Raw genomic sequence first — 19591 nt, 5'->3', positions numbered from 1 at the left:
CTTTGGGTGCAGGATAACAAAGCCGCCGCCGGCCGGCGCGCCTGTTGGCGATTGGTCATTTTTCACAGCGGCCCGGGCGTGCGGATTTGGCACTGACTAAAATATGTTAGTCTTCAGCCACTTAACTCAGGGGAAGGGCCATGCACTGCCCATTTTGTGCCGCCGATGACACCAAGGTCATCGACTCTCGTCTGGTTGCCGAAGGGGACCAGGTGCGGCGCCGTCGCGAGTGCCTAAGCTGCAAGGAGCGCTTCACCACCTACGAGGTGGCGGAACTGGTGATGCCGCGAGTGATCAAGCAGAACGGTGATCGCGAGCCCTTCGACGAGAACAAGCTCCGCGCTGGTTTCCAGCGCGCCCTGGAGAAACGGCCGGTGTCTATCGAGGACATCGAGGCCGCCATCAACCAGATCAAGCACGACCTGCGCGCCACCGGCGAACGCGAAGTGGGCTCGCGGGTGCTGGGTGAGCTGGTGATGGACTCCCTGAAACAGCTCGACCAGGTGGCCTACGTGCGCTTTGCGTCGGTGTACCGCAGTTTCCAGGACATCGCCGAATTCCGCGATGCCATCGAGCGGCTGGAAAGCGACAGCGCCACCAGCACCTCCTGATTATGTTCTCTGCCTTCGATACCCGCATGATGGCGCGGGCCCTGCAGCTCGCACGGCGCGGGCGTTTCTGGGCCGCTCCCAACCCCCATGTGGGCTGTGTGCTGGTGCGCGACGGCCAGGTGATTGGCGAGGGCACCACCCAACCGGCCGGTGGTAACCACGCCGAGGTGGAGGCTTTGGCCATGGCCGGCGATGCGCGTGGCGCCACCGCTTATGTGACCCTGGAACCCTGCTCCCACCACGGCAAAACCGGCCCCTGTGCCGACGCGCTTGTCGCCGCCGGGGTTGCGCGGGTAGTGGCGGCCATGGAAGACCCCAACCCCCAGGTTTCCGGGCGCGGCCTCAAGGCGCTGCGGGCGGCGGGCATCGCCGTGGATTGCGGCCTGCTGCAGCGCGAGGCCGAGGCGGTGATTCCCGGGTTCATCGCCCGCATGCGCCGCGGCCACGGCCGGGTGCGGGCCAAGCTGGCCATGAGCCTGGACGGCCGCACCGCCATGGCCAGTGGCGAAAGCCAGTGGATTACCGGGCCCGCTGCCCGCGAGGATGTGCAGCGCCTGCGGGCGGCCAGCTGCGCCATTGTCACCGGCGTTGGCACCGTGCTGGCGGATGACTGCGCCCTCACCGTGCGCGCCGAGCAGCTCGATGCCGACGCCCTCGCCCTGGGCGCGGGCCGGCGCCAGCCCCTGCGGGTGGTGCTGGATGGCGCCCTGCAAACCCCGGCCGGGGCGCGTATTCTTGCCGGCACCGCCCCGACGCTGCTGTGTCACGCCGATGGCGCGCCGGTGCCGCCGCACCTGGCAGCGGTAGAGCGGGCCGAGTTGCCGCACAGCGCGGCGGGGCTGGATCTGGCGGCATTAATGCCCCTGCTTGCCACGCGGCAATGCAACGAAATTCTGGTAGAATCTGGCCCCCGTTTGGCCGGGGCCATGCTGCAGGCCGGCCTGCTGGACGAGCTGATCGTGTACATGGCTCCGGTGCTGATGGGCAGTAACGCCAATCCACTGCTGCACCTGCCCCTGGACAGCATGGCGCAGAAAGTGCCGCTGGCGGTGAGCGACCTGCGGCAGGTGGGCAGCGACTGGCGTTTTACCCTGGCGCCCGCCGGCTAAGCAACTGTCTGCCTGGCGGCCGTCTCTATGGTGCGCCGCCGCACACAGCGGGCCACCAGCCAATCGTCAAACAACAGGATTCCAAGATGTTCACAGGCATTATCCAGGCCGTTGGCGAGATTGCCGCGCTGCAGCCCAGCGGCGGCGACTTGCGCCTGCGGGTGCGCAGCGCCGGGCTGCCTCTTGATGATGTGGCCCTGGGCGACAGCATCGCCACCAATGGCGTGTGCCTGACGGTGACCGAACTGCCGGGGGATGGTTACTGGGCAGACGTGAGCCGCGAGACCCTGGATTTCACTACCCTCGGCGCGCTGAAGGTTGGCGCCAGGGTCAATCTGGAGAAGGCCCTGACGCCCGCCAGCCGGCTCGGTGGGCATATCGTGTCCGGGCACGTGGACGGTGTTGGCGAAGTGGTCAGCAGCGCCGAGGATGGCCGCTCTATTCGTTTCGTCCTGCGCGCTCCGGATGCGCTGGCCAAGTACATCGCCCACAAGGGCAGCATCACGGTGGATGGCACCAGCCTCACGGTGAACGCGGTGCACGGCGCTGAGTTTGACCTGAATATCATTCCCCAGACCATGGCCGAGACCATTTTTGGCACCTACGCCCCGGGCAGCCGGGTCAACCTGGAGGTGGACCTGATCGCCCGCTACCTGGAGCGCCTGGTGCTGGGCGAGGCCGCTGCCAACCCGCAGGCGGGCGGCCTGACCATGGCAACGTTGGCCGAGAACGGTTTTTTGCGCCGCTAGGGCGCGACAAGGATTTTTTATGCACGTCAATTCCGTAGACGAACTGATCAGCGACATTCGCCAGGGGCGGATGGTGGTGTTGCTGGACGACGACGCCGAGAGCCACAACGAAGGCGTGGTCATGGTGGCGGCGGAGCACTGCGATGCCGGCCACGTGAATTTCATGGCGCGCCAGGCCCGGGGCTTGGTCTGCCTGACCCTCACCGAGGATCGCTGCCGCCAGCTGGATTTGCCACCCATGGTGGCCGAGGCCCGGGGCGAGAAGTCCAACTTCACCCTGTCCATCGAGGCGGCGGTGGGCATCGACACTGGCATCTCCGCCGCCGATCGCGCCCGCACCGTGCAGGCGGCGGTAGCGCCCCACGCGGTGCCGGCGGATATAGTGCAGCCGGGGCACATCTTCCCGCTGACCGCCATGCCCGGCGGCGTACTGACCCGCGCCGGCCATACCGAGGCGGCGTCTGACTACGCGCGCCTGGCGGGCCTGATGCCGGCGGCGGTGATCGCCGACATACTGACCCCGGCCGGTGAGCTGGCGGACGGGCCGGCGCTGGTGGAGTTCGCCAAACAGCACCAGCTGAAAATTGGCACCGTGGCGGATCTCATCCACTTCCGCCTTGCCAACGAGCGCACCATTCGCCGGGTGCGCGAGGGCCTCATCCAGACCGCCCACGGCGAGTTCCGGCTGACCGCCTACCGCGACCAGACCATGGGCGAAGTCCATATCGCCCTGTCGCGGGGTGAGATTCGCGCCGATGAGCCGACGCCGGTGCGGGTGCATGTCACCAGCACCCTGCGCGACCTGGTGACCACCGAATTGCCGGGTGGCGCATCCTGGAGCCTGGGCAAGTGCCTGGACTACATCGCCGGGGCGGATCGCGGGGTGGTTGTGCTGCTGGCGCGCAGCGAGGGCAGCGAGCAGCTGCTGGCCAGCATTGATATGGCCCTGGGCGAAGAGCCGGCGCCAAGCCACAGCGGTGACGACACCTACACCACGGTGGGCCTGGGCTCCCAGATCCTCAAGGACCTGGGCGTTGGCAAGATTCACCTGCTCGGCGCCCCCATCAAGTACAATGCCATCTCCGGGTTCGACCTGGAGGTGCTGGACTTTATCGAGCCTTAGTAGAATTCACGCGCAGACGAACACGGAATACTCAATATGCACAACATCAAGACCCTGGAAGGCGATTTCACCCACACCAAAGGCAACTACGCCCTGGTGGTTGGCCGCTGGAACAGCTTTGTGGTGGAACACCTGCTGGAAGGCGCCATCGACGCCCTGCGCCGCCACGGCGTGAGCGAAAAGCAGCTCACCATCGTGCGCGCCCCGGGCGCCTTCGAAATTCCGCTGGTGTGCCAGAAAGTGGCCAAGAGCGGCAAGTACGACGCCATCATCGCCCTCGGCGCGGTAATCCGTGGCGGCACGCCCCACTTTGAATACGTGGCCGGCGAGTGCACCAAGGGCCTGGCCCAGGTCAGCATGGAGCACGGCGTGCCCGTGGCCTTCGGTGTGCTGACGGTGGACTCCATCGAGCAGGCCGTTGAGCGCTCTGGCACCAAGGCCGGCAACAAGGGCGCCGAAGCCGCCCTGTCGGCGCTGGAGATGGTCAGCCTGATGGGCCAGCTGGACTGAGGTGACTGTGAGCAAACCCCCGGGCAATGCCCTGGCGGCCCAGCGCCGCAAGGCCCGCCACTACGGCATGCAGGCCCTGTACCAGTGGTACATGGCCGAATCACCGCTGAACCAGATCGAGGCGGAATTTCGCACCGATTACGATTTCGACCACGTCGACAGCGATTACTTCAGCGCCCTGCTGCACGAGGTGCCGGCGCGCGTCGACGAACTGGAAGAGACCTTCACTCCCCTGCTGGATCGCAAACTGGAAGAGCTCGACCCCATCGAGCGCACCCTGCTGCGCATGGGCACCTGGGAACTGGCGCATCGCATCGACGTGCCCTACAAGGTGGCGATCAACGAGGCCGTGGCACTGGCAAAAAAATTCGGCGCCACCGACAGCCACAAATACATCAATGGTGTGCTGGACAAGCTGGCGCGTGAGCTGCGGCAGGTGGAAGTGGCCGCCGATCACCCCGGCCGGGCCTGATTGGCCACGGCGCGCCGCAGCCTCAACGCCAATCCCAGGCCCACTCTCAGCAAAAGTCCAAGCACAAGTCCTAAGACCATGGCCGCCAGCGAATTCGAACTGATCTACCGCTACTTTGCGGCCCTCGGGCGCGGCCCCGGGGTGCGCCTGGGCGTGGGGGACGACTGCGCCCTGTTGCAGGTGCCCACCGGAGAGGTGCTCGCCACCTCAATGGATACCCTGGTGGCCGGGGTGCACTTTCCGGCCGATGCTTTCCCCGAGGACATTGGCTTTCGCGCGGTGGCGGTGGCGGCCTCGGACCTGGCCGCGGTCGGCGCCCAGCAACTGGGCATGACCCTGGCCCTGACCCTGCCCGAAGCGGACGAACTGTGGGTGAAGACCTTCAGTGAAGGGGTCGCCGCCGCGGTGTCCGCCTTCGACCTGCCGCTGGTGGGTGGCGATACCACCCGCGGCCCGCTGGCGATCACCGTGCAGGTGCTGGGCTCGGTGCCGGAAGGCGCGGCCCTGCTGCGCAGCGGCGCCCGTGCCGGCGACCGGCTCTGCGTGAGCGGCACCCTTGGTGACGCAGCGGCGGCGCTGCTGGTGCTGCAGGGGCAGTGGCCCGGCAGCGATGAGGCTGCAGATTATCTCGAACAGCGCTACTACCGCCCCTCGGCCCGCCTGGGACTGGGGCGCCTGCTGCGCGATGGCGCGAGCGCGGCCATTGATATTTCCGACGGCCTGCTGGCAGACGCCGGCCACATTGCCGCCGCCAGCGGTGTGCGGCTGGTGGTGGACCCCGAGCGCATTCCCCTGTCGGGCGCCCTGCAGGCCCACCCCGACCGGCAGCAGGCCCTGCGCTGGGCGCTGACCGGCGGGGACGACTACGAACTGTGCTTCACCCTGCCGCCCGGCGCGCCGCTGCCGCCGCTGTGCACTTGCATCGGGGAAGTGACCGCGGGGGAGGGCGTGGACTGCGGTCTGAACCTCGGCTTGAACCTCGGCTTGAACCTCGACCAGACGGGCTACCGGCACTTCCCATGAGCCGGCCCAACCTCAAATCCCCCGTTCACTGCCTGGCCTTTGGCTTTGGCTCCGGCCTTGCCCCGAAGGCGCCGGGCACCTTTGGCACACTGGCGGCGGTGCCCTTCTACCTGCTGGCGGCGCAGCTCGACCTAGCCGCCTACCTGGTGTTTCTGCTGTTGGCCTTTGTGCTGGGCGTGTATGTCTGCGACCGGGCCAGCCGCGACCTGGGCGTGCACGATCACCCGGGCATCGTGTGGGACGAATTCGTCGGTTACTGGATTACCCTGTGCGCCGCCCCGGCGGGCTGGTGGTGGGTGGTGGCGGGGTTCGTGCTGTTTCGCGTGTTCGACATCCTCAAGCCCTGGCCCATCGGCTGGCTGGACCGGCGCGTGCACGGCGGGCTGGGCATCATGCTGGACGACGTGGTGGCCGGGGTGATGGCCTGGGCCTGCCTGCAGGGCCTGGCGCAACTGCTGGGCTGAGTCCGCAAGCTGTTTGGCCCCTGTTGCAAGACAGGTTAAGCGACGGGCTGCAAAACAGATCACAAAGCAGTCCGCAAAAATGCAGCCAGAAGCCAGCTCTACCGCCCATCTGCCCCTATACTGGGGCGATGTTCCGATTGATGACGCCGCGATGACGCGAACCCTGGCGATGCTGTTCACCTGCTGCCTGCTTATCGCCCCGCCCGCCGGGGCGGTGTCGCTGGTGGTGGAAGCCCTGCTGCCCAACACGGCGGTGATCACCATCGATGGCACCCGCAAAACCCTGCGCGCCGGGCAGAGCCACGGCGGGGTAACGCTGATTAGCGCCGACGCGAAGGCCGCGGTGGTGGAGGTGAACGGCCAGCGGCAGACGGTGCGCATGCACCAGCGCATCACCGGCAGTTACCAGGCCCCCACGGAGCGGGTGGTGAGCATTCCCCGGGACGCCCACCTGCAGTACCGCACCACCGCCCATCTCAACGGCCGCAGCATGCAGGTGATTGTGGATACCGGTGCCAACGTGGTGGCCATGAACAGCGACCACGCCCGCCGCCTGGGGGTGGATGTTGCCGGCGGCCAGCCCACCCGCATGGAAACCGCCAGCGGCGTGGCCAGGGCATGGACGGTCACACTGCACAGCGTCGATGTGGGCGGCATCCGGGTCGACAATGTGCAGGCGGTGGTGGCCGAGGGCGGCTTCCCCCGGGATATTCTGCTGGGCATGACCTACCTGCGACACGTCAGTCTGAGCGAGGAGGGCGGTGTGCTCTCCCTCCGCCGCCAGTGGTAAAACCCTAGAACGTCAGGTTGGCCTGCAGGTACAGGTAGTACTTGTCGTCAATGCCGCGCTCCTGAAGCGCGTTGCTGGCATTGAAATAGGTAAAGCCACTTTCCAGTCGCAGCCGGCTGGGGATGACCTGCCAGCGCAGCACCGTTTCCAGCTGGCTGCCCAGGTGCTTGTCGCCGCTGGGGGTGGTGTCGTTCAGGCCACTGCTGGGGCTTGGCGCCGACGCGGTGGCCAGCCAGGCATCACGCAGTTCCATGTTCAGGCGCCAGTTGGGGGCGGGTTGCAGCTCCAGGCGCAGGGCGGGCGAGCTGATGTTGTTGCGCACCAGAATCCGGTAGATGCCGGTGGGGCCGAAGTCGCCGCGCGGCACACCAAAGAGTGAATCCAGCCCGTTGTTCTCGTCATCGGTCGGGTCGCGATCGCCGCTGGCGTAGTCGTAGTGCACCTGCAGCCGGGGCTGCCAGGGTGCCTCGAAGGTATAGCCCAGCTCGGCGTGCAGGAAGCTGGCGGAATGGTCCAGCGAAGCGGTGTCAATGGCTGCGCTGCTGCGGCGCGAGCGGCCCTCCTGCTGCAGGACCTCCAACTCATGATCCCACTGCGCCACGTTTGGCTCGCGCAGCCAGCGTGCGCCCAGGCTGTACAGCTCGCGGTTGCGGGTTTGCAGGTCGGCGCTGTCGCGCTCCTTGAGTGTCAGCAGGTACAGCTCGCCCTGGCTGTCGAAGGGCAGCCCGCCGCGCTCGTACACCAGGCCACCGAACTGCTGGCTGTCGTAGGAGCGGTCGCTTTTCATCTTGTTGTCGCGCGGGTCGCCGTTGTACAGGCGCTGTACCGGCAGGCTGTAGAAAACCCGTAGGGCGTCTGTCTCGCCCAGTTGCCAGCGCGCGTTCACCCCGTCAAAGGCATTGATGGTGTTGCGGTAGCGGTTGCGCGCCATAAAGCGACGGCTGCCGATGTCCTGGGTGAAGCGTCCCAGCTTCACCTGCCACTGTTCGCCGCCAAACCAGACATAGCCCTGCAGGATATCCAGCGGGTTGACCATGGCGTTGTTCACCGGGGTGTCGTCTTCTACCCAGAAGATGCGGCTGTCGGCCAACTCCACGGTGGCGCCGCTGTGTTCAAAGTCGAGATCGGCGCGCAGGGTGGTGCGCTCCACCAGCGCGTGATCCTCGCGTTCGCCGCTGTCGAAATCCTGGTGCAGGAATTCCGCGCGGGTTTGCAGGGTGCCCGACAGTGATAGCCATGAGGGCAATTGCAGGTTGCTGTCTGGTGTGTTGGCGCTGGCGCTGGCACTGGCAAGAAGACCGCAGAGCAGGGCGGAGCGGGCAGTGCGCTGTGCGGGCCTGGGTTGAAAAAACATCAATAAAATACTCGCTGGGTAGGGGATTTCCCGATTGGGGGTGAAAGTACTGACATTATCGCCCGCCAGGGGCGCGGCTTTAATGCCGCAGTGCATCACCTGAGGCGACACGGGGGTGCGGAAACCGCCACACGGCTAAAGATCGTGCGTCAGGCACCGATATTAGCCTTGCAATGGCAGCGTGTCGGGCGCTGCTGTCATCGGATTGAAGTCGCCCGGCGAGCATGCCAGGCAGGAGAAACCTTAGTGTCATCAACGTCCAAAATGTCGCCAGTAGCAAAAGCGTCATCTGTATCAAAAACATCGTTCACGTTGAATCGTATCAATATCAAATATGGCGCCGCATTTGTAGCGGTGGCGCTGTCACTCATCTTTGTGGCGGTGTTGGACATGCTGCTGGTCAACTCGGTGCGCGACCGTATGGTGTCGTTCAGCGATGTGTTCAACGTCGCTACATCGGAGGTGCTCAACGCCGACCGCGACCTGTACCAGGCGCGCATGGCGGAATCCGCCTATGTACACAGCCTTGATGACGCCGGCCAGCGCCAGGCCCTGCGGCGGGCGTTTGAAGAAAACGCCGCCCAGGCGCAGGCGCGCATCGCGGCCTTCGCCGCCATTCTGTCGGATTATCCCGATGTGCTGGTGGCACTGGAAGGCTTTGACGAGCGCTACGCGCAGTGGCAGCGGCAGGCAGGCCAGTCCCTGGATTGGGTGGATGCCGGTGATGCCGAGGCCGCCGTGGCCCACCTGGGCGGCGCTTCGCTGGCCAGCTTCGATGCGCTGCGCGAGCTCTATAACCAAGCCGGCGAAGCGGTGGATAGCAAGGTGGACGAACTGGGCCTGGCAACCCAGGCGCGGGTGCGCACCCAGCAGCGGTGGGTGGGCGGCTTTTCGCTGGTAGTGGGGGTGGCGGCGGCGCTGCTTGCCATGGTCGGCCCACACATGATGTCCCGGGCGATTCGCCAGGTGAGCGGGCGCATCCGCGAAATCACCGAGGGGGATGGCGACCTCACAGCGCGCATCCAGAGCCGCCGTGGCGATGAAATCGGCGAGCTGGCCGCCCAGTTCAACGCCTTTATCAGCCGCATGGACAGCACCCTGCTGTCGGTGCGCGCCAGTGCCGAGCAGGTGAGTGGCGCCTCGCTGGATATTTCCCGCGGCGCTGAGGAACTGGCCTCGCGCACAGAGCAGTCATCCGCCAACCTGCATGAAACCTCGGCCTCCATGGAGGAGATCACCATCACCGTGCGCCACACCGCCGATGCCACCCAGCAGGCCAATGGCCTGATCAATTCTGCGGTGGGCATTGCCCGCCAGGGCAGTGCCGACATGCGCGGCGTGGCGCAGACCATGGACAAGATCAACGAATCCTCGGCAAAAATCCGCGACATTGTGACCCTGATCGACTCGGTGGCCTTCCAGACCAACATCCTGGCGCTGAATGCCTCGGTGGAGGCGGCGCGCGCCGGCGAGCACGGCCGCGGCTTTGCCGTGGTGGCCCAGGAAGTGCGCACGCTGGCTGGGCGCTGCAGTGACGCCTCCCATGAAATCCGCGACCTGGTGGAGGCTTCGGTGGGCATTACCCGGGCGGGAGCGGAACAGGTGGTGAGCGCCGGTCAGACCATGGAACAGATAGTCCAGAGCATTGAGAAAGTGACGGCGGTTATCCAGGAGATTAGCACCGGCGCCGAGGAGCAGAGCAAGGGCATTGGTCAGGTCAACACCGCCGTTGCCGAGCTGGACGTGATGACCCAGCACAATGCGACCATGGTGGAGGGCACCGCCACCGCCGCCGAGCGGATGCGCCAGCAGGCTCACAACCTGATGGCCCTGCTCGCCAGCTTCCGGCTTGGGCAGGTAGCGCAGGCCGAGGCGGGCGAGGCGGTACCGGCGCCGCCCGCGTCCCTGTCTTCACCGCCGCCCCTGCGCCGGGCGGCCTGATCCGCCCCCGGAGCAAAATGCGGGACACAAAAAAGCCGGCGCGAAGCCGGCTTTTTTGTGGATGGGCGGCGGTGCCGCCCTGGCGAAAGGCCCGCTTAGCTGGCCTTCTTCTTGCGCTCCGCCACTTCGGCTATAACCTGTTCCGCCACATTCTGTGGGCAGGGCAGGTAGTGGGAGAACTCCATGGAGAACTGGCCACGGCCAGAGGTCATGGTGCGCAGGTGGCCGATGTAGCCGAACATCTCGGACAGGGGAACATCCGCCTTGATGCGAACGCCGGTCGGGCCGGGCTCCTGGTCCTTGATCATGCCGCGACGACGGTTCAGGTCGCCGATCACGTCGCCCACGTGATCTTCCGGGGTGAACACGTCCACCTTCATGATCGGCTCGATCAGCTGCGGCGAGGCCTTGGGCATGGACTGGCGGAAGGCGCCCTTGGCGGCCAGTTCGAAGGCGATGGCGGAGGAGTCCACGGCGTGGAAGCCACCGTCGTACAGTTCGACCTGAACGTCCAGCACCGGGAAGCCGGCGATCGGACCTTCTTCCATCATCACCCGGAAGCCCTTCTCGATGGCCGGGAAGAATTCCTTCGGTACGTTACCGCCCACAACACTGGAGGTGAAGGCAAAGCCGGAGCCGGGCTCGCCGGGTCGGATGCGGTAGTCGATCTTACCGAACTGGCCAGAACCACCGGACTGCTTCTTGTGGGTGTAGCTGTCTTCGATTTCCTGGGTGATGGTTTCGCGGTAGGCCACCTGCGGCTTGCCCACTACCAGCTCCACACCGTAGGTGCGCTTGAGGATGTCCACCTTGATGTCCAGGTGCAGCTCGCCCATGCCCTTTAGGATGGTCTCGCCGGAGTCTTCGTCGGTTTCCACACGGAAGGACGGGTCCTCGGCCACCAGCTTGCCGATGGCGATGCCCATCTTCTCGACGCTGCTCTTGTCCTTGGGCGCTACGGCGATGGAGATTACCGGCTCCGGGAACACCATGGCTTCCAGGGTGCAGGGGTGGTCCGGGTCGCACAGGGTGTGGCCGGTCTGCACGTTTTTCATGCCCACGATGGCGATAATGTCACCGGCCTGGGCGGAGCTCAGCTCGGTGCGCTCGTCGGCCTGCATTTCCACCATGCGGCCGACCCGCTCGGTCTTGCCGGTGAAGCTGTTGAGGATGGTGTCGCCCTTGTTCAGGCGGCCGGAGTAGAGGCGCACAAAGGTCAGGGCGCCGAAGCGGTCGTCCATGATCTTGAACGCCAGCGCGCGCAGGGGCTCGTCGGCGTCCACTTTGGCGAACTCGCCGGTTTCGTTGCCTTCTTCGTCGGTCAGCGGCTGCGGGTCCACCTCGGTGGGGGCCGGCAGGTAATCGACAACGGCGTCCAGCACCAGCTGCATGCCCTTGTTCTTGAACGCGGAGCCACAGAAGGTGGGGAAGAATTCCAGATCGCGGGTGCCCTTGCGGATGCAGCGCTTGATGTCGTCGATGGAGGGCTCTTCGCCGTCCATGTAGGCCATCAGCAGGTCGTCGTCCATTTCCAAGGCGGTTTCGATCAGGTACTCGCGGTATTCGGCGACCTGGTCAACCATGTCGGCCGGCACGTCTTCAATGCTGTAGTTTTCCGGCTGGCCGGAGTCATCCCACACGTAGGCCTTGTTTTCCAGCAGGTCCACAACGCCTTTGAACTCGTCTTCGCGGCCGATCGGCAGGGTCATTACCAGCGGCTTGGCGCCCAGCACCTTCTTGACCTGCTCAACCACGCGCAGGAAGTCGGCACCGATGCGATCCAGCTTGTTGACGAAGATGATGCGGGACACTTCGGAGTCGTTGGCGTAGCGCCAGTTGGTCTCGCTCTGGGGCTCAACGCCGCCGGAGCCACAGAATACGCCGATGCCGCCGTCCAGTACTTTCAGGGATCGGTACACCTCAACGGTGAAGTCAACGTGCCCGGGGGTGTCGATGACGTTCAGGCGGTGACCCTTCCAGGAACAGGTCACGGCAGCGGACTGAATGGTAATGCCGCGCTCGGCTTCCTGCTCCATGAAGTCAGTGGTGGATTCACCCTCGTGCACCTCGCCCAGCTTGTGGATCTTGCCGGTGAGCTTGAGGATACGCTCGGTGGTGGTGGTTTTACCGGCGTCGACGTGTGCGAAGATACCGATATTGCGATAGAGAGATAGGTCAGACATGACACCTTCCAGTGACTAAAATTTGGCCAAAAAAATCAGGGCGCAAGGGTACAGGAAAATACACCCGGTTGGGAGTGCCGCGGCTGTGTATTTCCACCGTTTTTGGGTGATTGTGCGGATGTGCTCCTAATAATGAAGCAAGAGCGGGTGCGCCAGGGCCGGCCGGGCGCTGCTGCGGCGCAGGGGCGAATATACCCAATTCAGGCTTGACGGCGCTATACCCCATCTATAGAATTCCGCCTCCTCTTTAACCGGGGGTGGTTTCCTATGCCTTTTTGCAGCCAGTTTGGTGGCTGGTCTAGGTGGCCCCGGCCTGAGGCTGGCAGCAGGTATGCCGGCGCCCAGGTGAGGGCGGCTCTCCACTGTTGAAGGGCCGTGCAACGAAACGATTTATTTTTGGAGTTCTAACTGAATGGCAACGATCAACCAATTGGTTCGTAAGCCTCGGAAACGCAAAGTAGAAAAGAGCGACGTGCCCGCCCTGCAGAGCTGCCCGCAGCGCCGCGGTGTGTGTACTCGCGTCTACACTACCACCCCGAAGAAACCGAACTCCGCACTGCGTAAAGTCTGCCGTGTGCGCCTGACCAACGGTTACGAGGTTTCCTCGTACATCGGCGGTGAAGGCCACAACCTGCAGGAGCACAGTGTGGTTCTGATTCGCGGTGGTCGTGTGAAGGACCTGCCCGGTGTGCGTTACCACACCGTCCGCGGCAGCCTGGACACCTCCGGCGTAGCCGACCGTCGCAACGGTCGCTCCAAGTACGGTGCCAAGCGCCCCAAATAAGCTGTCCCTTTGTAAAGAGAGCAAAGAGAGATAGCTGGGCAAGTTCGTAAGCATTTCCTGCTGACGAGACATTAAGTAAGGCCGAACCCCTGCCTCCCCCGCCTAATGTGGCAGGTCGGTGTTCGGATTCACCTGAAGAGATAGAAGGGCAACAACATGCCAAGAAGACGCGTAGTCGCCAAGCGCGAAGTACTGCCGGATCCGAAATTCGGTAACGTAACGCTGGCCAAGTTCATGAACCACGTGATGATCAGTGGTAAAAAATCCGTCGCCGAAACCATCGTTTACGGCGCGCTGGATATTGTTCAGGAAAAACTGAACAAGGATCCCCTCGAAGCATTTGACGAAGCGCTGGAAAACATCGCCCCGATGGTGGAAGTAAAATCCCGCCGTGTGGGTGGCGCCACCTACCAGGTGCCGGTTGAAGTGCGTCCCTCCCGCCGTGTAGCGCTGTCCATGCGCTGGCTGGTGGAGTACGCCCGTAACCGCGGTGAGAAATCCATGCGCCAGCGTCTGGCCGGCGAAATCATTGACGCGTCCCAGGGTAAGGGCAACGCGGTCAAGAAGCGCGAAGACGTGCATCGCATGGCCGAGGCCAACAAGGCGTTCTCCCACTACCGTTTCTAATCTCTTCCCTGGCAATCAGCTACTGGAGATTTATACGTGGCACGCAAGACTCCCATCAAGCGTTACCGCAATATCGGTATCTGCGCGCACGTGGACGCGGGTAAAACCACGACCACGGAGCGCGTGCTGTTCTACACCGGTCTTTCCCACAAGATCGGTGAAGTACATGACGGCGCCGCCACCATGGACTGGATGGAGCAGGAACAGGAGCGGGGTATCACCATTACCTCCGCTGCCACCACCTGCTTCTGGCGCGGTATGGACGCCCAGTTCGACGAGCACCGCATCAACATCATCGATACCCCCGGACACGTGGACTTCACCATCGAGGTGGAGCGTTCCCTGCGTGTGCTGGACGGTGCCGTGGTGGTGCTGTGCGGCTCTTCCGGCGTGCAGCCCCAGACCGAAACGGTGTGGCGCCAGGCCAACAAGTACGAAGTGCCGCGCATGGTCTTCGTCAACAAGATGGATCGCGCCGGTGCCGATTTCCGCAAGGTCATTGGCCAGTTGAAGGCGCGCCTGGGTGCCAACCCGGTGCCGCTGCAGATGACCATCGGCGCCGAGGATGAATTTCGCGGCGTGGTCGATCTGGTCAAGAACAAAGCCATCCTGTGGAATGAAGCCGATCAGGGCATGACCTTTGAGTACGGCGAAGTGCCCGCGGACATGGCCGATGAAGTCGCCGAGATGCGCGAGTTCATGATCGAGGCCGCCGCCGAGGCCACCGAGGAGCTGATGGAGAAGTACCTCGAGGAAGGTACGCTGTCAGAGGCCGAGATCAAGCAGGGCATTCGCGCCCGCACCCTGGCCAACGAGATTGTGCCGGTGCTGGGCGGCTCCGCCTTCAAGAACAAGGGCGTTCAGGCGGTGCTGGATGCCGTCATCGAGTATATGCCCTCGCCCACCGAGGTGAAGGCCATTGAAGGCCATCTGCTGGACAAGGACGAGACCATCGAAACCCGCGAAGCGGACGACGATGCGCCCTTTGCCGCCCTGGCTTTCAAAATCGCCACCGACCCCTTCGTGGGCACCCTGACCTTCTTCCGGGTGTATTCCGGCAAGCTGGAATCCGGTACTGGCGTGTTCAACTCCGTGAAGGAGAAGAAAGAGCGCGTTGGCCGCATGGTGCAGATGCACTCCAACAGCCGCGAAGAAATCAAGGAAGTGCTGGCCGGCGATATCGCCGCCGCCGTGGGCCTCAAAGACGTCACCACCGGCGACACGCTGTGCGACATCGACAAGCCCATCGTGTTGGAGCGCATGGACTTCCCCGAGCCGGTGATTTCCGTGGCGGTGGAGCCGCGCTCCAAGGCAGACCAGGAAAAAATGGGTGTTGCCCTGGGCAAACTGGCCCAGGAAGACCCTTCGTTCCGGGTAAAGACCGACGAGGAAACCGGCCAGACCATTATTTCCGGCATGGGTGAACTGCACCTGGATATTATTGTCGACCGGATGCGCCGCGAATTTAGCGTCGAGGCCAACATCGGCAAGCCCCAGGTGGCCTATCGCGAGGCGATTCGCAACGTCGCCGAGATCGAAGGCAAGTTTGTCCGCCAATCCGGTGGTCGCGGCCAGTACGGCCACGTCTGGATCAAGTTCGAGCCGGGCGAGGACGAAAATGCCGAGGGCCTGGAATTCGTCAACGAGATTGTGGGCGGTATCGTGCCCCGGGAATACATTCCGGCGGTGCAGAAGGGCATCGAAGAGCAGATGCAGAACGGCGTACTGGCGGGCTATCCCCTGCTGGGCCTGAAGGCAACGCTCTACGACGGCTCGTTCCACGATGTGGACTCCAACGAAATGGCGTTCAAGATTGCCGCCAGCATGGCCACCAAAAAGCTGTCCACCGAGGGCGGCGCGGTGCTGCTGGAGCCCATCATGAAGGTGGAGGTGGTCACACCCGAGGAGAACATGGGTGATGTGGTGGGCGATTTGAACCGCCGCCGCGGCATGATCTCCGGCATGGACGATGTGGTGTCCGGCAAGGTGGTCAACGCCGAGGTGCCGCTGGCCGAGATGTTCGGCTATGCGACCGACCTGCGCAGCGCCACCCAGGGCCGTGCGACCTACACCATGGAGTTCCTGAAGTACGCCGAAGCGCCGAACAACATCGCCCAGGAAATTATTTCCAAGAACGCGTAACCATTCATTTTTTTAGCAAACCCATAGAGGTGATTCAAAGTGGCAAAGGAAAAGTTTGAACGTAGTAAGCCCCACGTCAACGTGGGCACCATTGGTCACGTTGACCATGGTAAAACTACCCTGACCGCGGCCCTGACCCGCGTGTGCTCAGAGACCTGGGGCGGCTCAGCCGTTGCCTTTGACGGTATCGACAACGCACCGGAAGAGAAAGAGCGCGGCATCACCATCGCGACCTCCCACGTTGAGTACGACTCCCCGAGCCGTCACTACGCACACGTTGACTGCCCCGGGCACGCCGACTACGTGAAGAACATGATCACCGGTGCGGCGCAGATGGACGGCGCGATCCTGGTGTGTGGCGCCACCGACGGCCCCATGCCCCAGACCCGCGAGCACATCCTGCTGTCCCGTCAGGTGGGTGTTCCCTACATCGTGGTATTCCTGAACAAGGCCGACCTGCTGGCAGAAGACTGCGGCGGTGCGGACTCCGAGGAATACGAAGAGATGAAAGAACTGGTTGAAATGGAGCTGCGCGAGCTGCTGGACCAGTACGAATTTCCGGGCGACGACACCCCGATCATCTGCGGCTCTGCCCTGATGGCCCTGAACGGTGAAGACGAGAATGGCCTGGGCACCACCGCCGTGAAGACCCTGGTTGAGACCCTGGACAGCTACATTCCGGAGCCCGAGCGCGCCATCGACCAGGCCTTCCTGATGCCGGTAGAAGACGTGTTCTCCATCTCCGGCCGCGGCACCGTGGTCACCGGTCGTGTAGAGCGTGGCATCATCAAGGTGGGTGACGAGATCGAGATCGTCGGTATCAAAGACACCCAGAAGACCACCTGCACCGGTGTTGAGATGTTCCGCAAGCTGCTGGACGAAGGTCGTGCGGGCGAGAACGTGGGCATCCTGCTGCGTGGCACCAAGCGTGAAGAAGTGGAGCGCGGCCAGGTACTGGCGATTCCGGGTTCCGTGACGCCGCACACCAAGTTCGAGGCCGAGGTTTACGTACTGTCCAAGGACGAAGGTGGCCGCCACACCCCGTTCTTCAAGGGCTACCGTCCGCAGTTCTACTTCCGCACCACCGACGTGACCGGCTCCTGCGAGCTGCCCGAAGGTGTTGAGATGGTCATGCCGGGCGACAACATCCAGATGGTTGTTACCCTGATTGCCCCGATCGCCATGGAAGATGGCCTGCGCTTCGCGATCCGTGAAGGTGGCCGCACCGTTGGCGCCGGCGTTGTCGCCAAAGTCATCGAGTGATGACGGCGGTCGCGTAAGCGGCTAGCCAGCCCAAGAAGCCCGGCCCTGTGCCGGGCTTTTTCGTTTTTGCCTGTTTGCTTGATGGTGGCAGCGCATCCGCGTTTACTTCGCGTAGCTGGCGCCTGTATACTCCCGCGCCTGCAACAGGTGCCTGTTCGACCTTCCCCAGCCGGGAAGGTCTGGGACAGGGTAAACGGGAAGTAAGGTGCGTCGCGGCAATCTCATGGCCGCCGCCGACAATGCCTTCGCTGCCCCCGCAACGGTCCGGAGCGTTCTGCTCCCAAGCCCGAAACCGGCCTGGTACGGCCTGCCATTGGCAGCGCAGTGCGCGCAGCGGTATGACGACGAAGCGGCGGGCTTCTTGGAGCACTGCCACCAGCCGTTTTCCGGCCAGTTGGCTTGTATCCCGAACCTCCCTTTAGCGTCCTGCCTGACCCAACTGTCATGCAGTGAAGAAGCGGAGGGCTTCCGATGCAGGCGCGACCCGGCCAGGGTCATGTCTCGTGTTTTCCTCCCTCTTACGCACTGCCTTAAAGCGTATGAGGATTTATCATGAATACCTGTTCTATTCCCGCCCCGGCGGTATTGCGTCCGCTCGCAGGCGCCCTGTCACTGGCGCTGCTGCCAATGGCTCCCGTACTGGCTGACGATGCCCGCCAGGAAGAAATCATCGTAACCGCGACCCGCACGGCGCAGCCCCTATCAGAGGCGCTGTCGTCGGTGTCCCTGGTCAGCCGCAAGGATCTGGACGTGCTGCAGCCGCTGGATCTGGTGGATGTGTTCGACAAGGTGCCCGGCATTGATATCACCCAGAGCGGCGGCCCGGGCTCCACTGCCAGCCTGTTTATCCGCGGCAATGCCAGCGACCACACCCTGTTTTTGGTTGATGGCCAGCGGGTGGGCAGCGCGACCCTCGGCAGCACCAGTTTCCAGTACATCAACCCCGACCAGATCGAGCGCATCGAGGTGGTGCGCGGCGCCCATTCCAGCCTTTATGGCTCCGATGCCATTGGCGGTGTGGTGCAGATATTCACCCGCGATGGCAGCGGAACCCCCGGCAGCTACGTCAGCGGCTCGGGCGGCAGCCATAATGCCTACCAGTTTGCCGCCGGCACCAGTGGCAACAGTGGCGCCTGGCGCTATGGTGCCAACCTGTCCTATCTGGAAACCGACGGCATCGACAATCTGGTGGACGACAGCGGCTTTAACGCCGACGACGACGGCTACCGCAATCAGTCTATGAACGCCAGCCTGGGCTACACCTTCGACAGCGGCGCAGACCTTGCCCTGCGCTACCTGGCCATAGACACCCGCAACGAATACGACAACGCCTACGGCCCCGACGAGCAGCCCTACAGCGACGGCTGGACCCAGAACCTCAACCTGCGCGGCCGCCTGCCGGTCACCGACTTCTGGCTGAGTACCCTGTCGCTGGGCGTGTCCACCGACGACACCGATAACTACGACGATGTCACCGGGGCCAATACCGGCCATTTTCGCACCACCCGCGACCAGCTGTTCTGGCAGAACGACTTTACCGTGGCCAAGGACAGCATCCTGACGGTGGCGTACGAGTATTACGACGACGCGGTGGACGCCAGCTCGGCGTACGAGCGCGACGGCCAGGCGGTGTCCAGCCGCAGCAACGAGGCCTGGATTGGCGAAGTGCAGCTGGGCTTCTCCCTGCTGGATGTGGTGCTGGGTGCACGCGCGGACGACAACGAGGAGTTTGGCCGTGAAACGACCGGCAGCATCGCACTGGGGCTCGATGTCGGCCAGCAGCACCGGATCATTGCCAGCTGGGCCGAGGGCTTCAAGGCCCCCACCTTCAACGACCTGTACTGGCCGGCCAGTGCCTATACCGCTGGCAATCCAGACCTCGTGCCGGAGGCGTCGGACAACCGGGAGCTGGGTATTCGCGGCGACTACAGCCAGTGGCACTGGTCCCTGACCTGGTTCGATAACACGGTGGAGAACCTGATCAACTGGGCGCCCGGTGCCGATTTTGTTTATCGCCCCTACAACGTGGCGGATGCGAGCATCCAGGGGGCGGAGTTTATGTCTGGCGCCTCACTGGGCGAGTGGCAGCTGGAGGCGTCCTACACCTATGTCGAGGCGCGGGATGACAGCACCGATCACCTGCTGCCCAACCGGGCGCGCTCCAACTTTGTGCTCAATATCGATCGTCCCTTCGGGCCCTGGCAGTTCGGCCTGTCCCTGAAGGCCCAGGACAGGCGCTATACCAATGCGGATAACAGCGCCTCGCTGCCCGGCTATGCAACGCTGGGCGTGCGCGCGCAATACACGCTTTGGCAGGGGCTGGTGGCCCGTCTGCGGGTGGATAACCTGCTGGACAAAAACTACCAGCTCGATGAGGGCTACAACCAGGATGGGCTGAACGTGCAGCTTGGCCTGAGCTACACTCTGTAGGCGGCGAGGGGCTGTA

At 63.9% G+C, this 19591-nt stretch carries 17 protein-coding genes and 1 riboswitch; of the genes, 15 read left to right on the top strand and 2 right to left on the bottom strand.

The annotated features are described in order from the left end of the window. Positions 1 to 140: 140 nt before the first annotated feature. From nrdR to DDZ17_RS11025, 9 genes are all read left to right on the top strand, one after another. Positions 141 to 611 (top strand): transcriptional regulator NrdR, encoded by a 471-nt coding sequence (gene nrdR / locus DDZ17_RS11065; RefSeq protein ID WP_116366807.1) that lies wholly within the window; start codon positions 141 to 143, stop codon positions 609 to 611. 2 nt (positions 612 to 613) lie between these two features. Continuing rightward, a complete protein-coding gene (gene ribD / locus DDZ17_RS11060; RefSeq protein WP_116366805.1) occupies positions 614 to 1720 on the top strand; it encodes a bifunctional diaminohydroxyphosphoribosylaminopyrimidine deaminase/5-amino-6-(5-phosphoribosylamino)uracil reductase RibD in 1107 nt (368 codons plus the stop codon). An 86-nt stretch (positions 1721 to 1806) separates the two neighbouring features. Further along, positions 1807 to 2469, top strand: coding sequence for a riboflavin synthase (locus tag DDZ17_RS11055; RefSeq protein WP_116366803.1), 663 nt, complete (start codon positions 1807 to 1809; stop codon positions 2467 to 2469). 19 nt (positions 2470 to 2488) lie between these two features. After that, a complete protein-coding gene (gene ribB / locus DDZ17_RS11050) occupies positions 2489 to 3592 on the top strand; it encodes a 3,4-dihydroxy-2-butanone-4-phosphate synthase (protein ID WP_116366801.1) in 1104 nt (367 codons plus the stop codon). A 36-nt stretch (positions 3593 to 3628) separates the two neighbouring features. After that, positions 3629 to 4102 (top strand): 6,7-dimethyl-8-ribityllumazine synthase, encoded by a 474-nt coding sequence (ribH, locus tag DDZ17_RS11045; protein WP_116366799.1) that lies wholly within the window; start codon positions 3629 to 3631, stop codon positions 4100 to 4102. A gap of 67 nt (positions 4103 to 4169) precedes the next feature. Further along, on the top strand, positions 4170 to 4574 hold the full coding sequence (gene nusB, locus DDZ17_RS11040) for a transcription antitermination factor NusB (protein ID WP_116367259.1): 405 nt from the start codon (positions 4170 to 4172) through the stop codon (positions 4572 to 4574). 78 nt (positions 4575 to 4652) lie between these two features. After that, a complete protein-coding gene (thiL, locus tag DDZ17_RS11035; RefSeq protein ID WP_116366797.1) occupies positions 4653 to 5597 on the top strand; it encodes a thiamine-phosphate kinase in 945 nt (314 codons plus the stop codon). Next, on the top strand, positions 5594 to 6061 hold the full coding sequence (locus DDZ17_RS11030; RefSeq protein WP_116366795.1) for a phosphatidylglycerophosphatase A family protein: 468 nt from the start codon (positions 5594 to 5596) through the stop codon (positions 6059 to 6061). Before thiL ends, DDZ17_RS11030 begins: the two co-directional genes overlap by 4 nt. A 151-nt stretch (positions 6062 to 6212) precedes the next feature. Further along, positions 6213 to 6851: a retropepsin-like aspartic protease family protein gene (locus DDZ17_RS11025; protein WP_206613523.1), complete on the top strand. Its 639-nt coding sequence runs from the start codon at positions 6213 to 6215 to the stop codon at positions 6849 to 6851. A gap of 4 nt (positions 6852 to 6855) precedes the next feature. Here the strand turns inward: DDZ17_RS11025 and DDZ17_RS11020 are convergent, their stop codons facing one another. Then, entirely contained in the window at positions 6856 to 8205 is a 1350-nt protein-coding gene (locus DDZ17_RS11020) for an alginate export family protein (RefSeq protein WP_157976577.1), read from the bottom strand. A 312-nt stretch (positions 8206 to 8517) separates the two neighbouring features. On the opposite strand from DDZ17_RS11020, the gene DDZ17_RS11015 reads away from it, so the two are divergent. Beyond that, the gene (locus DDZ17_RS11015) at positions 8518 to 10146 is read left to right on the top strand and encodes a methyl-accepting chemotaxis protein (protein ID WP_206613522.1); all 1629 of its coding nucleotides are present in this window, start codon (positions 8518 to 8520) and stop codon (positions 10144 to 10146) included. Positions 10147 to 10241: 95 nt separating this feature from the next. On the opposite strand, the gene fusA (DDZ17_RS11010) is transcribed toward DDZ17_RS11015, so the two are convergent. Next, on the bottom strand, positions 10242 to 12329 hold the full coding sequence (fusA, locus tag DDZ17_RS11010) for an elongation factor G (protein ID WP_116366789.1): 2088 nt from the start codon (positions 12327 to 12329) through the stop codon (positions 10242 to 10244). Between the two features lie 412 nt (positions 12330 to 12741). Here fusA (DDZ17_RS11010) and rpsL point away from each other — a divergent pair, with 412 nt between their 5' ends. From rpsL to DDZ17_RS10985, 5 genes are all read left to right on the top strand, one after another. Then, a complete protein-coding gene (gene rpsL, locus DDZ17_RS11005; RefSeq protein ID WP_007230799.1) occupies positions 12742 to 13113 on the top strand; it encodes a 30S ribosomal protein S12 in 372 nt (123 codons plus the stop codon). A 156-nt stretch (positions 13114 to 13269) separates the two neighbouring features. Next, entirely contained in the window at positions 13270 to 13740 is a 471-nt protein-coding gene (rpsG, locus tag DDZ17_RS11000; protein ID WP_116366787.1) for a 30S ribosomal protein S7, read from the top strand. A 36-nt stretch (positions 13741 to 13776) separates the two neighbouring features. Beyond that, positions 13777 to 15882: an elongation factor G gene (gene fusA, locus DDZ17_RS10995; protein ID WP_116366785.1), complete on the top strand. Its 2106-nt coding sequence runs from the start codon at positions 13777 to 13779 to the stop codon at positions 15880 to 15882. A gap of 39 nt (positions 15883 to 15921) precedes the next feature. Continuing rightward, positions 15922 to 17145 (top strand): elongation factor Tu, encoded by a 1224-nt coding sequence (gene tuf / locus DDZ17_RS10990; RefSeq protein ID WP_116366783.1) that lies wholly within the window; start codon positions 15922 to 15924, stop codon positions 17143 to 17145. Positions 17146 to 17273: 128 nt separating this feature from the next. Next, positions 17274 to 17460, top strand: a riboswitch (cobalamin riboswitch). A gap of 237 nt (positions 17461 to 17697) precedes the next feature. After that, positions 17698 to 19575 (top strand): TonB-dependent receptor domain-containing protein, encoded by a 1878-nt coding sequence (locus tag DDZ17_RS10985; RefSeq protein WP_116366782.1) that lies wholly within the window; start codon positions 17698 to 17700, stop codon positions 19573 to 19575. The last annotated feature ends 16 nt before the right edge of the window (positions 19576 to 19591 follow it).

The organism is Parahaliea mediterranea, assembly GCF_003402235.1.
Taxonomy (GTDB): domain Bacteria; phylum Pseudomonadota; class Gammaproteobacteria; order Pseudomonadales; family Halieaceae; genus Parahaliea; species Parahaliea mediterranea.
Note: the sequence above shows the minus strand (reverse complement) of the source record. Positions and strands in the feature narration are given on the sequence as shown.